This is a genomic window from Bradyrhizobium sp. SZCCHNR1098 (genome assembly GCF_032489375.1).
GTDB lineage: Bacteria > Pseudomonadota > Alphaproteobacteria > Rhizobiales > Xanthobacteraceae > Bradyrhizobium.
The window spans coordinates 75,517-88,741 of the sequence record NZ_JAUEXY010000016.1 but is presented as its reverse complement, the minus strand read 5'-3'; the positions used below and the strand labels follow the sequence as shown (position 1 = coordinate 88,741).

Below are 13,225 nucleotides of genomic sequence, written 5' to 3'. Positions count from 1 at the left end.
CTATCCACCGCCTTCTCCAGTCGTGACTTGGACGTCAGATCGATCTCAGGTGCCCGAGCCCAGGCACTTGTTGGTCTTGACGTTGAAGTTGCCGCACTTCTTGCCGACCCAGTCGCCGATCAGGTCCTTGGAACCCTCGAGCTCCTTCGACCAGGCGTCGCCCGGGACGAGGTCCTTGGTCTTGTAGACGACGCTGAACTGGCCATCGCCCTTGATCTCGCCGATGAACACCGGCTTGGTGATGTGGTGGTTCGGTAGCATCTTCGACACGCCGCCGGTCAGGTTCGGGGCCTCGGTGCCAGGGAGGGCGTCGATGACCTTGTCCGGATCGGTCGACTTCACCTTCTCGACCGCCTTCACCCACATGTTGAAGCCGATCACGTGCGCTTCCATCGGGTCGTTGGTCACGCGCTTCGGGTTCTTGGTATAGGCCTGCCAATCCTTGATGAACTTCTCGTTGGCCGGGGTTTTGATCGACTCGAAGTAGTTCCAGGCGGCGAGATGGCCGACCAGCGGCTTGGTGTCGATGCCGGCGAGCTCTTCCTCACCCACCGAGAACGCGACGACCGGGATGTCCTTGGCCTTGATGCCCTGGTTGCCGAGCTCCTTGTAGAACGGAACGTTGGCGTCGCCGTTGATGGTCGAGACCACCGCGGTCTTCTTGCCGGCCGAACCGAACTTCTTGATGTCGGCGACGATCGTCTGCCAGTCCGAGTGACCGAACGGCGTGTAGTTGATCATGATGTCGTCCTGAGCCACGCCCTTCGACTTCAGGTAGGCTTCCAGGATCTTGTTGGTGGTGCGCGGATAGACGTAGTCGGTGCCGGCCAGCACCCAACGCTTCACCTTCTCTTCCTTCATCAGGTAGTCGACCGCCGGGATCGCCTGCTGGTTCGGCGCCGCACCGGTGTAGAACACGTTGCGCTCGCTCTCCTCGCCCTCGTACTGGACCGGGTAGAACAGGATGCTGTTGAGTTCCTTGAATACCGGCAGCACCGACTTGCGCGACACCGAGGTCCAGCAGCCGAACACGACCGCGACCTTGTTCTTGGTGATCAGCTCGCGCGCCTTCTCGGCGAACAGCGGCCAGTTCGACGCGGGATCGACGACGACGGCCTCGAGCTTCTTGCCGAGCACGCCGCCCTTCTTGTTCTGTTCGTCGATCAGAAACAGGATCGTATCCTTCAGCGTGGTTTCGCTGATGGCCATGGTGCCGGACAGAGAATGCAGAACACCAATCTTGATGGTGTCGTCGGCAGCCATGGCCGGGCCGAAGCCGGCGACGCCGAGCGCCAGGCCGGCAGCAGCAGCCAGCCAGCGACGGCGGCTGAATGGCGCCGTTAATTCCTGAGTGAGTCGAGTAAGCATGAGGTAATATCTCCCTGACGCAGACGTGCTTCACAGCCAAGGCGGCCGGCGGTCTGCGGCGGAAGAATCGCAAGAAGCATGCCATGCCGTTCACATCTCGTAAGCCATTGATCCCAATCTGGAACTTTGGCCAATCGCAACGGAAGGTCGCAATCTCGTGCCGCCGGTTTAGGCAGGCACGGTGATCATTCGGCTGGCATCGAGCACACGATTTATGCACTTTGTTTTGAATGGCTAAAATTAAAGCAGCAGAGTACCGGCTCAATCGCCGATCCGTTGCGCACCGGCCTTGAAAGTGCCGCCAGTCTGTTCCATATATCTGATAGATCGAGGCGAATCGGCCGGATCTTTGCAAGCCGCGTGTTCTTTAGCTCGTTCAGAGCTTCTGGCTTCGCATTCTCACCCATCCAATCTCGACGCTCCAAACACGCGGGTGTCTCTTCAACCACCCACCCGCGTCCGGCTGGCTGCCGACACGGGCCTCATCCTCTTATGGAAAGCCCAATCTTTTGACATCCTTTCAGGATTTTAACCTCGCCGACGCGCTGACGCGCGCGCTGAAGGAAGAGAACTACACCACCCCCACCCCGATCCAGGCACAGACCATCCCGCTCGCCCTCGAAGGCCGCGACGTGATCGGCATCGCCCAGACGGGAACCGGCAAGACCGCCTCGTTCGCCCTGCCGATCCTGCACCGCCTGCTGCAGAACCGGATCAAGCCGCAGCCGAAGACGGCGCGCGTGCTCGTTCTGAGCCCGACCCGCGAACTGTCCGGCCAGATCCTCGACAGCTTCAACACCTATGGCCGCCACATCCGCCTGACCTCGGCGCTCGCGATCGGCGGCGTGCCGATGGGACGCCAGGTCCGCGCGCTCATGCCGGGCCTCGAGGTGCTGGTCGCCACGCCTGGCCGGCTGCTCGACCTCGTCCAGGGCAACGCCGTGAAGCTGAACCAGGTCGAGTTCCTGGTGCTCGACGAAGCCGACCGCATGCTCGACATGGGCTTCATCAACGACATCCGGAAGATCGTCGCCAAGCTGCCGATCAAGCGGCAGACGCTGTTCTTCTCGGCCACCATGCCGAAGGACATCGCCGAGCTCGCGGACGCCATGCTGCGCGACCCCGCGCGGGTCGCGGTGACCCCCGTTTCCTCGACGGTCGAGCGCATTGCCCAGCGCGTGATCCACGTCGACCACTCGGCCAAGCCGAACCTTCTGGCTCAGTTGCTCAAGCAGGAGCCGGTCAACCGCGCGCTGGTGTTCACCCGTACCAAGCACGGTGCCGACAAGGTCGTGAAGAGCCTGGAAAAGGCCGGCATCCCCGCCCAGGCGATTCACGGCAACAAGTCACAGAACCACCGCGAGCGCACCCTCGCAGCGTTCCGCACCGGCGAGATCCGAACCCTGGTCGCAACCGACATCGCGGCCCGCGGCATCGACGTCGACGGCGTCAGCCATGTCGTGAATTTCGACCTGCCCAACGTGCCGGAGACCTACGTCCACCGCATCGGCCGCACGGCACGCGCCGGCGCTGAAGGCATCGCGATTTCGCTCGTCGCCGGAGCGGATGAGCTGTCCTACCTTCGCGACATCGAGCGGCTGATCAAGATCTCGCTGCCGCGCGACGATCGCCGCACGCCGGGCCTCCGCGAGGCCGCGGCACCGGCCAAACCGCCTCAGCGTGGCGGCCGTCCTGGCATGCAGAATGCGCGGACCAACGAGGGTGGCACCGCCGCAAAAGGCCCTCGCCGTCGCCGTCGTTCCAATGCTAAGATGGCGCCTCTGCCAGGCAATCGTCAGGAGCCCCAGCGGCCGTCGCAAGGCGGCGGCAAGGCCGGGTCGATTCAAGGCGTTGCTTTCCTGCATCGCGAGGGCAGACCCAAAAACCACGCTCACAACCGCAACCAACGGCCAAACTAGACGTCTATCGATCTGGAGAGAGACATGGCTAAGGAAGAGCTGATCCAGTTCGAAGGGCTGGTCACCGAAATCCTTCCCGACGCGCGCTACCGGGTACAACTCGATGCGGGGCACGAAATCGTCGCCTACACCGCCGGCAAGATGAAAAAGAATCGCATCAAGACGCTCGCGGGAGACCGCGTGACCGTCGAGATGTCGCCCTATGATCTGGAAAAGGGCCGGCTGATCTTCCGCCACAAGGACGAGCGCCCCAGCTCGACCGGCGGACCTCCGCGTGGCGCAGCGCAGCGCGGCGGCCAGTTCCGGCGGCGCTAGAGCCTTGGGCGGAGCAATGGTTCCGCCCAACCCAGCGAATTGATCAACTCTTGCGCAATCAGCGACAATTCAGCGCGTCGGCCTCGAGCCGGCGCGTCAAAAAATCATGCGCCCTCGCGCAGCTCAGGATTGTTTTGCGCGGGCATTTCCAATAGTATATCCCGCAATCGATTTTCGGCCGGACGAGATTAGCTATTACCGGTACAGCCGGTTCAGACGCTGACGACCCTTCCAAAAATTCGATCTAACCAGCCCAGGAATCTGGGTTACGCATTTGATATCTGAGAAGGGAACTACCCCCGTGAGCATGGGAACCGTGAAGTGGTTTAACGCAACCAAGGGCTATGGCTTCATTCAGCCGGATGACGGCGGCAACGACGTGTTCGTGCACATCAGCGCCGTCGAGCGCGCTGGTCTCGGCACGCTGCGCGAAGGCCAGAAGATCTCCTACGAGATCGTGGCGGACCGCCGTTCGGGCAAGTCGTCGGCCGATAATCTCCGCGCCGCCAATTGAGCGACGCCAGGGTAATCGCCTGCGCGATTGCCCGCCTGGACAACGAAAGGCCGCCTTGCGCGGCCTTTTTTATTGCCTGCTTTTCGCTGCCTGAATGCCCATCGCCGCGCTCCGCTCGCCCGAAAGACCGCATGTCGCGCCGGTTCGCAGGCGCGTGCGACCGCAGCCCCGGCGCGGGCGGGCTCCGTTGCGGCAGCCCTCACCTCAGCAGTAGGTCGCCGGGCTATACATCACACAGGTCGACTGCCGCGGGCGGGTATAGGCGACGTCGCTGAGATTGACGCCCGTCTTGCCCATGACGTAGCCGATCGTCGGAACGTACTGGTAGTTCACCTCGCTGAAGATCAGATAGGTGCCGGACACCAGCAATTCAGCCGGCACGCCGACCGTCATGCCGACGGTTCGCGGTGTCGACCCCTTGCTCCACTTCACCGTCGCCTGCTTGGTGGTGGGATCGACATAGAGCTCGGTGATCGTCGCATTCACCGGCGTGGTGGAATAGGGGTACATGATGCCGGTCGAGGCGGCGAAGAAGTTCGACATGTCGCTATCGCCGACCGTGGTCGATTGCGATGTCAGATCCGACAGGGTTCGCGCCATCAAGGTGACCTTGCGGTCGACGGCGATCGCCGAGCAGAATTCGACCGTGCCGAAGAACATCACCAGCATCAGCGGCACGATGAATGCGAATTCGGTGGCCGCGACACCGCGTCGATCGGCGACAAAGGCGTCGATGCGACGCCACAGGTGCAGGCTCGAAGACATACCCGGCATTCTTCCCAACGGCATGATGAATTCCTGGTGTCCCTCTGAAGGAGCTCGCGAGAGCCTTGTCGTGAGAGCCGTGTTTATGAATACGGCTCGTTCTTGAATGCGGCCGTGCCCACCAGCAGCCGCTTGCTGCCGCTCAGGTTGGCGATGTTGTAGCCGAGCCCCGTCACGAAGATCGGCCATTGATAGAACAGCCTGACGACGACGATGTCTCCGGCGGCACCCGGGCTGTAGGTCATGTTGTTGACGAAGTTGCCGCTGTTGTCGATCTGGTTGCTGATCGAGACGCTCCCGAACGAGGAGTAGCTCTTCACGTCGATATAGATCTTGTTGCAGTCGAACAGCGCGGGAACCTGGGTGCAGACGTAGCTCGCGAACTGCGCCTGCGTATAGGCGCCCTGTTGCGCCTGTCCGGTCAGGATCATGCGCGCCGAGTCCTGCGTGATCGTCTCGAGCACCTGCCCGGCAAAGAACATCAGCGCCGTTTCGATGATCGCGAACAGCAGCGCGAAGAAGACCGGCGCGACCAGCGCGAATTCGAGCGCGGCCGACGCCCGCCGGTTGCGTCGGAAGCGGCGCAGCATCCGGCGCATCGAAGCGGTCGAGGAGACGGGGGCTTGCATGGGTTCATCCGGACTGGAAAGGCACATCAATCTGAGCGAAAGGAATAGCGGAAACTCCTTGGGAAAGGGTTTCCCACGATGCGGACAGTATGGCCTGCCGCATCAACGTCCCGCTAACCGTGCTTGGGGGTTCGCACGCAGCCAGCCCTTCGAGACAGCGCGTCACCGCCCGATCCGATCATCGAAACCAAACGAGAAACCAAACGAATCGGGCGACCCAGCCGCAGCACCAGCGGCAAGGCTCGCCGCATCGTCGGCGCGGACACGCGTGGAGAGGCGGTCAGGCGCTGCCATCGACCCGGGCAGGCGTGGCAAGGCCAGCGCTCAGTTGGTCTTCGAGGCCGCCGCCGCGTTACCGCTCGCCGTGCTGGACATCGTTCCAGCCTGGTCGAGCACCGATTTGAAGTAGTTGTCGCCGTCGCCCAAGGTCACCCGGCGCTGGCAGATCGGCATGCAGCTATAGGTCTCACGGTCGACGCCGCGATACACCGTCACGAGTTGGTCGGTGGGCCCGGCGACCTGGATCTGGCGATCGATCAGCACCTGTCCGCCACGATCCATCGCAATGAAGTTGGTGGCGCCATAGCTCTTGCCGGTGACGACGATGATGCCGCCGCTCTGCAAGGTCACATCGGCGATCATCGGATTGCCGACGACGAGGGTCGCGACCCGGTCGGGCAGCTTGACCAGCTTGGCCTGGTCGACATTCACGGCGATGGCGGGATCAGGCTCCGCCAAGGCGGCAGCCGGCCACAGCAGCACCGCGGCGACAGCTGCCCGCAATGCGAAGGAAACACTAGGACGACGCGATACACAGAACGACATACTCAAACCCCGGGACATTGACGAGCCGTCTCAAGCGATACGCAGCGGTGACGGCGCCCGACGCGGCAAATCTGCGCTCAATTGGTGAATGATCTGCAAACGTCGCCATTTGGTCTGGGGCGGTTGCAAAACCCCTCATCGCCGGAACGGAAACGCGAGCTGGCCGCCGAACTCACCGGGCATCGTCGCCTCGTCCTTGCCGTAGGCCATGGGCAACTGCCCCGCCGGCATCCGGAACGTGCCGAACAGGATGTCCCAGATCGGGAACGTGCCGGCGAAGTTGGTATTGCCGCCCTGCTCCATCGACGTGTGGTGCCAGCGGTGGAAGATGGGCGTGGCGAGGACATATTTCAGCGGGCCCAGCGTCCAGTTGAGATTGGCGTGCACGAAGGCCGAATGGAACGTGGTGAATGGTCCGACCCAGATCATGACATTGGGCGAGATGCCGGCCATCAAGAGGATGACGTCGACCGCGATCGTGCCGAGGATCAAGTTGATCGGATGGAAGCGGGCAGCCGAAATCCACTCCAGATCCTCCGACGAGTGGTGAACCGCGTGGTATTTCCAGAACTCGCCGCCATGGAACAGACGATGCGTCCAGTACAGCATGAAGTCGGAGACCACGAGGAAGAGCACCCCCTGCAGCCATTCGGGAAGCTGCGCCAGCGGGCCGTGCCCGTTCTCATAGAAGGCGATCAACTCGTCGGCCTCGCGGATCTTGAAGAGAACGCTGGCGCCGAGCACGAGAAAGCCGATGCGGAGCACCCGGGCGAACACCGGCACGAAGAACCAGTAGACCACGTCGGTGACGAGCTCGCGCTTCTGCCACCACGGCTTGCCGGGATTGCAGGCCCAGAAGTGACTGAGCACCGAGAACACCACCGCCAGCACCAAGGTGATCGGCAACACCTTCTCGATGGTCTGGCCGAGCATCAGCGCGACTTCCCATGGCAGACCGGACATCACATTCCTCATCTCATGAACTGTTCCGAGGGGTACTCCTTGGCGCTTAAGGAGCCGTGAACCTCGGCGCCGGCAAGACCGCTCTGCCTATCGGCCCAGCGCGATCGACATCGAGCCACATGCTCCGCCAGCCAGGTCGACACGGCCATATGCATATAGTGCGGAATGCGGAGCAGGCCCCGCGATGGACCGGTCGGGCATGTTCGCCGAAACCCTGCGCTCATCTTTTCAACGAGACCGACCGCGGCGCGACCATGCATCATTTCGAATGATCGCGCCGCGCTTCATCCTATGTTTACTCTGCACAATAACAGCCATTTGTCGCCGTGTTTCGGCGACCGAATTAACTACGCCGAAATTCCTGCCCCCTAGGGTGGCCGCATGGTCACGGTGCTGAGAACGCCGCAACGACCAGAGTTTGTTCGACCAGCCACGTGTACATGGAGTTACCTATGAAGAATCTTCTTGCTCGCTTCGTGAAGGATGAATCCGGCGCGACCGCGATCGAATACGGTCTGATCGCCGCCGGCATCTCGCTCGCGATCATTGCCGCGGTGAACGGTCTCGGCTCCAGCCTGAGCTCCAAGTTCGGCGCGATCAACACCTCGCTGAAGTAAGCGGTCGTCACGGCCGAGCAAAGAAGGCCCCGGACATCCGGGGCCTTTATCATTTCCACATTCAGCTTCGCGGCGTTCAGTGATGCGTAACCACGTTTTGTCCGCAGCCGCGTCCCGGCCCCCGCCCAGGGCGACCGACGTCGCCTTGCGTTGGATCTGCGGCGGCCTCGGCCTGTCCATCCTCGCTCTCGCGGCCCGCATCGTCAGCGTCTGGTGAGATCGACAGCCAACCGGCCATTCCGGCTGTTTCCCGATCGTTTATTTCTTGCAGCTAGACTCTGGCGCAGCGGCGCACCCACGCGCCGCGTCGATGCCATTGAGAGCCCATGACCCTCGATCTCGCGCGCCTTCTGCTGTTTCCGGCCCTGATGGCCTTTGCCGCGGCGAGCGATTTGTTCACGATGACCATTTCGAACCGGGTCTCCCTTGCGCTCGTCGCCGGCTTTCTGGTTCTGGCGCCGCTGAGCGGCATGAGCATGGCTGACATGCTCATGCACCTCGGCGCCGGCGCGACCCTGCTGGTGATTGCTTTCACCTGCTTTGCATTCGGCTGGATCGGCGGCGGTGACGCCAAGGTCGCATCCGCCGCCGCGCTGTGGTTCGGCTTCGCCCACCTGATGAACTACCTGTTGTACGCCTCGATCTTCGGCGGCGTGCTCACTCTCGCCCTCATGCAGTTCCGGCAATGGCCGTTGCCCTACATGCTGGCGGGGCAACCCTGGCTTGCACGCCTGCACGCCAAGGAGAGCGGCGTGCCCTATGGCATCGCGCTCGCCCTGGGCGCTCTGATGGTTTATCCGGAGACCGATTGGGTGAAGGCGATCGACGCTGCGCGTCTTGCATTGCTCTGAAAGCACCGTGTCAACGCGGTGTTAAGGCGATTTAGATACGCCTCATTAACCATGCTTTGACGAATAACTGCTCAACTCCCATCACGGCGGCGGAAACGTCGCGGCGTCATGTGGAAAGTGAAGCGTATGAATACCGCACGCATTGTGGTTCTGACCATCGCTGTAGGCGCTGGCGGCGTGGCCGCATATCTCGCGAGCGGGTCCGACGACCGGCCGGCTCAAGTTGCCGCGCCCGCGCCGCAGATGCCCACCGTCGACGTTCTCGTCGCCAAGGGCGACATCGCCCTCGGCCAATCGCTCAAGCCCGAAGATCTGCAGTGGCAGAGCTGGCCGGCGGCCACAGCCAGCTCCAGCTTCATCCGGCGCAGCGAGCGGCCCGAAGGACAGACGCAGATAACAGGCACGATCGCGCGGGCGCCGTTCATTGCCGGCGAACCCATCCGCGAACAGAAGCTCGTCAAGGCCGACGGCTCGGGCTTCATGGCCGCGATCCTGCCGGCCGGCATGCGCGCCGTTTCCACCGAGATTTCTCCGGAGACCGGCGCCGGCGGCTTCATCCTGCCGAACGACCGCGTCGACGTGATCCTGTCCAAGCGCGAGCGCAATCCGGATCAGCCCAACGCGGGCGACGTCGTCAGCTCCGATATCATCCTGTCGAACATCCGCGTGCTGGCGATCGATCAGGCTCCGAAGGAAAAGGACGGCCAGACCACGGTGGTCGGCAAGACCGTCACGCTGGAGCTGAAGCCGGAACAGGCCGAGACGCTCGCGCGTGCCCGTCAAACCGGAACGCTGTCTCTCGCGCTCCGCAGCATCGCCGACGTCAACGTGGCCGAGCACCGCACGGACGAGACCAGCCGCAAGCGCAGCGACAGCGTTGCCGTCGTCCGCTTCGGCATTCCCAGCACGATGACGACGCAGAAGTGAGCAAGAGGACCACCAAGATGACCTGCAGCGAAAATCAGCGGAAGATGCGGACCCTGTTGGTCCGCGCGCTGTCGTTTTCGGCCGCCGCTGCGCTGACCCTCAATCCGGCGATCGCACCGGTGATCGCGGCAGACTACCGCCCGGCGACCGCAGCCGCCGCGGACGGCCAGATCAATGCACGCTTCCTTGCGCTCGGCATCGGCAAGTCCGTCGTCATCGATCTGCCGCGCGACATCAAGGACGTTCTCGTCGCCGATCCGAAGATCGCGAATGCCGTCGTGCGCTCCGCCCAGCGCGCCTACATCATTGGTGCGGCGATCGGCCAGACCAATATCGTCTTCTTCGACGCGCAGGGCCAGCAGATCGCGGCCTACGACATCGCGGTCAAGCGCGACCTGAACGGCGCGCGGGCAGCGCTGAAGCAGTTGCTGCCGAATGCCGATATCCAGATCGAAGGCCTCGCCGACAGCATCGTGCTGACCGGCTCGGCGTCGAGCCAGATCGAAGCCCAGCAGGCCGGCGAACTCGCCGCCCGGCTCGCCGGCGGCGCCGACAAGGTCGTCAACTCGATCACCGTGCGCGGCCGCGACCAGGTCATGCTGAAGGTGACGGTCGCCGAGGTGCAGCGCTCGATCGTCAAGCAGCTCGGCATCGATCTCTCCGGCCAGCTCAACTATGGAACGGCCGTCGTCAAATTCGCCAACTCCAATCCGTTCACGGCCTATGGCAGCAATCTGGTCTCGAACAATGCCGTGAGCGCAGCGTTCGGAGCGGCCCCGACGGTGCAGGCGACGCTGCGCGCGATGGAGAACGCGGGCGTGATCCGTACCCTCGCGGAACCCAATCTGACCGCCATCTCGGGCGAGTCCGCGACCTTCATCGCCGGCGGCGAGTTTCCGGTTCCTGCCGGCTACTCCTGCGATCCGACGACCCATGTCTGTACGACGCAGATCAGCTTCAAGAAGTTCGGCATCTCGCTCAACTTCACGCCCGTCGTGCTCAGCGAGGGCCGGATCTCGATGCGGGTGATGACCGAGGTCTCGGAGCTCTCAAACGAGAACTCGATCACGCTGTCGCAAGCCGTCAGCTCGACGACGGTCAACTCGTTGACGGTTCCTTCGATCAAGACCCGGCGCGCCGAGACCACGCTGGAAATTCCCTCCGGCGGCGCCATGGCGATGGCCGGCCTGATCCAGCAGCAGACCAAGCAGGCGATCAGCGGCATGCCGGGCCTGATGCAGCTGCCGGTCCTCGGCGCGCTGTTCCGCAGCCGCGACTACGTCAACAACCAGACCGAATTGATGGTTCTGGTGACGCCGTTCGTCGTCCGCGCCGTGGCACAGAAGGATCTCTCCCGCCCAGACGACGGCTTTGCGGCCGCGTCCGACCCCCAGGCCGATCTCCTGGGCAGCATCAACCGCATCTACGGCGTACCCGGCCGGGCCGAACCCGGACGCAACTATCGCGGCACCTATGGCTTCATCACGGACTGAGCCGGGACAAGGACCTGCAACGATGACCATCACATCCAGCCCCGCTCGATACCGCCGCCTGCCCCTTGCCGCAGCGCTCGCCGGAGCCGCAGCCCTGCTCGGCGCCTGCAACTACACCAGAGACGCTGCCACCACGGCGAGCATCCCGGACGACTACCGGCTGCGCCACCCGATTGCGATCCAGGAGGCCCCGGACTCCCTGGTGGTCTTCGTCGGCCAGGGCCGTGGCGGCCTGACCGCCGAGCAGCGCGCCGACGTGATGGGACTGGCCCAGGGCTGGATTCGCCAAGGCACGGGCGCGATCAGCGCCGACGTGCCGAGCGGCACCCCCAATGCACGGGCGGCCGCCGACTCGATGCGGGAGATCCACTCCCTGCTTGCCGCCGCCGGCGTTCCGCCGCACGGCATCACCGTACGCAATTATCAGCCGAAGGACCCGCGCCAGATGGCCGCGATCCGGCTGAGCTATCCTAAAATGTCGGCCACGGTCGGGCCCTGCGGCGTCTGGCCGGACGACCTCGGGCCGTCGATCAAGAACAAGAACTGGTTCGACAACAAACCTGACTGGAACTACGGCTGCGCCTACCAGCGCAACATGGCGGCAATGGTCGCAAACCCGTCTGATCTCGTGCAGCCGCGATCCGAAACGCCGTCCTATACCACCCGGCGCACGGCGTTGTTCGACAAATATCGCAAGGGACAATCAACCGCGATCACGTATCCAGAGGCCGACAAGGCCAAACTCAGCGACACAGGCAAATGATCAGCTACGCCCGACAGACCCAAGAGGAGCAGCCTGACGTCGTGCCGCCGCCGGCCGACGATCACATCGCGCCCGCGCCGCGCGTGTCCGTGCAGGCGTTCTGTGAGACGGTGGAAACCGCCGCGACGGTTCAGGCCGCCGGTGAGGACCGGCGCCTCGGCAAGGCGCATCTGAAGGTTCAGATGGGCGGCATGGCGGCGGCGATCGAGGCCTACCGGTCGGCACCGACCCCGAACGTCATCATCCTGGAGACGGATGCGCGCACCGACATCCTGGCAGGCCTGGATCAGCTCGCCACGGTTTGCGACCCGGGCACGCGCGTCGTCGTGATCGGCCGCGTCAACGACGTCACGCTGTATCGCGAGCTGGTGCGGCGCGGCGTCAGCGACTATGTGCTGTCGCCAGTGACGCCGATCGACGTCGTCCGCTCGATCTGCAACCTGTTCTCGGCGCCGGAGGCCAAGGCCGTCGGGCGCATCATTGCCGTCGTCGGCGCCAAGGGTGGCGTCGGAGCTTCGACCCTCGCCCATAACATCGCCTGGGCGATCGCGCGCAACCTGTCGATGGATTCCGTCGTGGCCGACCTTGATTTGGCGTTCGGCACCGCCGGCCTCGACTACAACCAGGATCCCGCGCAGGGCATCGCGGACGCGGTGTTCTCGCCGGACCGGATCGACATCGCCTTCATGGACCGGCTGTTGTCGAAATGCACCGATCATCTGAGCCTGCTGGCCGCGCCCGCGACGCTCGACCGGGTCTACGATTTCGGCGCCGAGGCATTCGATGCGGTCTTCGACACGCTGCGGGCCTCGATGCCCTGCATCGTGCTCGACGTTCCGCATCAATGGGCAGGCTGGACCAAGCGGGCGCTGATCTCCGCGGACGACATCCTGATCGTGGCGGCGCCGGATCTCGCCTCGCTGCGCAACACCAAGAACATGTTCGATCTCCTCAAGGCCGCCCGGCCGAACGATCGCATGCCGCTCTACTGCCTGAACCAGGTCGGCGTTCCCAAGCGGCCCGAGATCAATGCGAGCGAGTTCGCCAAGGCGATCGAAAGCCCGCCGATCGCGACGATCCCGTTCGAGCCGCAGATCTTCGGCGCCGCCGCCAACAACGGCCAGATGATTGCGGAAATGTCTCCCAGTCATCGGACGACGGAGATGTTTCTCCAGATTGCGCAGCGGCTCACCGGCCGCAGCGAGACCAAGAAGCCGAAAGGCTCCTTCCTGTCGCCTCTGCTGGACAAGCTGAGGGCGAAGTAGGCACGCGTGGA

The 13,225-nt window shown here is 63.6% G+C and carries 14 protein-coding genes; 9 read left to right on the top strand and 5 right to left on the bottom strand.

Features of this window, described 5'->3' with window-relative positions; genetic code table 11:
• Positions 1-45 precede the first annotated feature (45 nt).
• Positions 46-1,368 carry an urea ABC transporter substrate-binding protein gene (gene urtA, locus QX135_RS28250; RefSeq protein WP_316163328.1) on the bottom strand — a complete coding sequence of 441 codons (1,323 nt, stop codon included), beginning with the start codon at positions 1,366-1,368 and terminating at the stop codon, positions 46-48.
• Positions 1,369-1,877: 509 nt separating this feature from the next.
• Between urtA and QX135_RS28245 the strand changes: the two genes are divergently transcribed.
• The 3 genes from QX135_RS28245 to QX135_RS28235 all read left to right on the top strand — a co-directional run bounded on the left by QX135_RS28245 (position 1,878) and on the right by QX135_RS28235 (position 4,116).
• Complete coding sequence (locus QX135_RS28245; protein WP_315734604.1) at positions 1,878-3,287, top strand: DEAD/DEAH box helicase; 1,410 nt, start codon at positions 1,878-1,880, stop codon at positions 3,285-3,287.
• A gap of 24 nt (positions 3,288-3,311) precedes the next feature.
• Positions 3,312-3,602, top strand: a complete 291-nt coding sequence (gene infA / locus QX135_RS28240) for a translation initiation factor IF-1 (protein ID WP_315734606.1) — start codon at positions 3,312-3,314, stop codon at positions 3,600-3,602.
• 301 nt (positions 3,603-3,903) lie between these two features.
• Positions 3,904-4,116: a cold-shock protein gene (locus tag QX135_RS28235; RefSeq protein ID WP_006612155.1), complete on the top strand. Its 213-nt coding sequence runs from the start codon at positions 3,904-3,906 to the stop codon at positions 4,114-4,116.
• Positions 4,117-4,320: 204 nt separating this feature from the next.
• On the opposite strand, the gene QX135_RS28230 is transcribed toward QX135_RS28235, so the two are convergent.
• The 4 genes from QX135_RS28230 to QX135_RS28215 all read right to left on the bottom strand — a co-directional run bounded on the left by QX135_RS28230 (position 4,321) and on the right by QX135_RS28215 (position 7,298).
• Positions 4,321-4,881, bottom strand: a complete 561-nt coding sequence (locus QX135_RS28230) for a TadE/TadG family type IV pilus assembly protein (RefSeq protein WP_315734609.1) — start codon at positions 4,879-4,881, stop codon at positions 4,321-4,323.
• Between the two features lie 83 nt (positions 4,882-4,964).
• A complete protein-coding gene (locus QX135_RS28225; protein ID WP_315734610.1) occupies positions 4,965-5,510 on the bottom strand; it encodes a TadE/TadG family type IV pilus assembly protein in 546 nt (181 codons plus the stop codon).
• 324 nt (positions 5,511-5,834) lie between these two features.
• On the bottom strand, positions 5,835-6,335 hold the full coding sequence (locus QX135_RS28220; RefSeq protein WP_315734613.1) for a pilus assembly protein N-terminal domain-containing protein: 501 nt from the start codon (positions 6,333-6,335) through the stop codon (positions 5,835-5,837).
• 135 nt (positions 6,336-6,470) lie between these two features.
• On the bottom strand, positions 6,471-7,298 hold the full coding sequence (locus QX135_RS28215; RefSeq protein WP_315783689.1) for a sterol desaturase family protein: 828 nt from the start codon (positions 7,296-7,298) through the stop codon (positions 6,471-6,473).
• A 452-nt stretch (positions 7,299-7,750) separates the two neighbouring features.
• Here QX135_RS28215 and QX135_RS28210 point away from each other — a divergent pair, with 452 nt between their 5' ends.
• The 6 genes from QX135_RS28210 (at position 7,751) to QX135_RS28185 (ending at position 13,214) form a co-directional block, all read left to right on the top strand.
• On the top strand, positions 7,751-7,915 hold the full coding sequence (locus QX135_RS28210; protein WP_231317342.1) for a Flp family type IVb pilin: 165 nt from the start codon (positions 7,751-7,753) through the stop codon (positions 7,913-7,915).
• A gap of 326 nt (positions 7,916-8,241) precedes the next feature.
• Positions 8,242-8,766 carry a prepilin peptidase gene (locus tag QX135_RS28205; RefSeq protein WP_315734617.1) on the top strand — a complete coding sequence of 175 codons (525 nt, stop codon included), beginning with the start codon at positions 8,242-8,244 and terminating at the stop codon, positions 8,764-8,766.
• A 126-nt stretch (positions 8,767-8,892) separates the two neighbouring features.
• A complete protein-coding gene (gene cpaB / locus QX135_RS28200) occupies positions 8,893-9,693 on the top strand; it encodes a Flp pilus assembly protein CpaB (protein WP_315734619.1) in 801 nt (266 codons plus the stop codon).
• A 17-nt stretch (positions 9,694-9,710) separates the two neighbouring features.
• Complete coding sequence (locus QX135_RS28195; RefSeq protein ID WP_315735683.1) at positions 9,711-11,186, top strand: type II and III secretion system protein family protein; 1,476 nt, start codon at positions 9,711-9,713, stop codon at positions 11,184-11,186.
• Between the two features lie 22 nt (positions 11,187-11,208).
• Complete coding sequence (locus QX135_RS28190) at positions 11,209-11,949, top strand: CpaD family pilus assembly protein (RefSeq protein WP_315734622.1); 741 nt, start codon at positions 11,209-11,211, stop codon at positions 11,947-11,949.
• Entirely contained in the window at positions 11,946-13,214 is a 1,269-nt protein-coding gene (locus QX135_RS28185) for a CpaE family protein (protein ID WP_315734624.1), read from the top strand. Before QX135_RS28190 ends, QX135_RS28185 begins: the two co-directional genes overlap by 4 nt.
• Positions 13,215-13,225 lie beyond the last annotated feature (11 nt).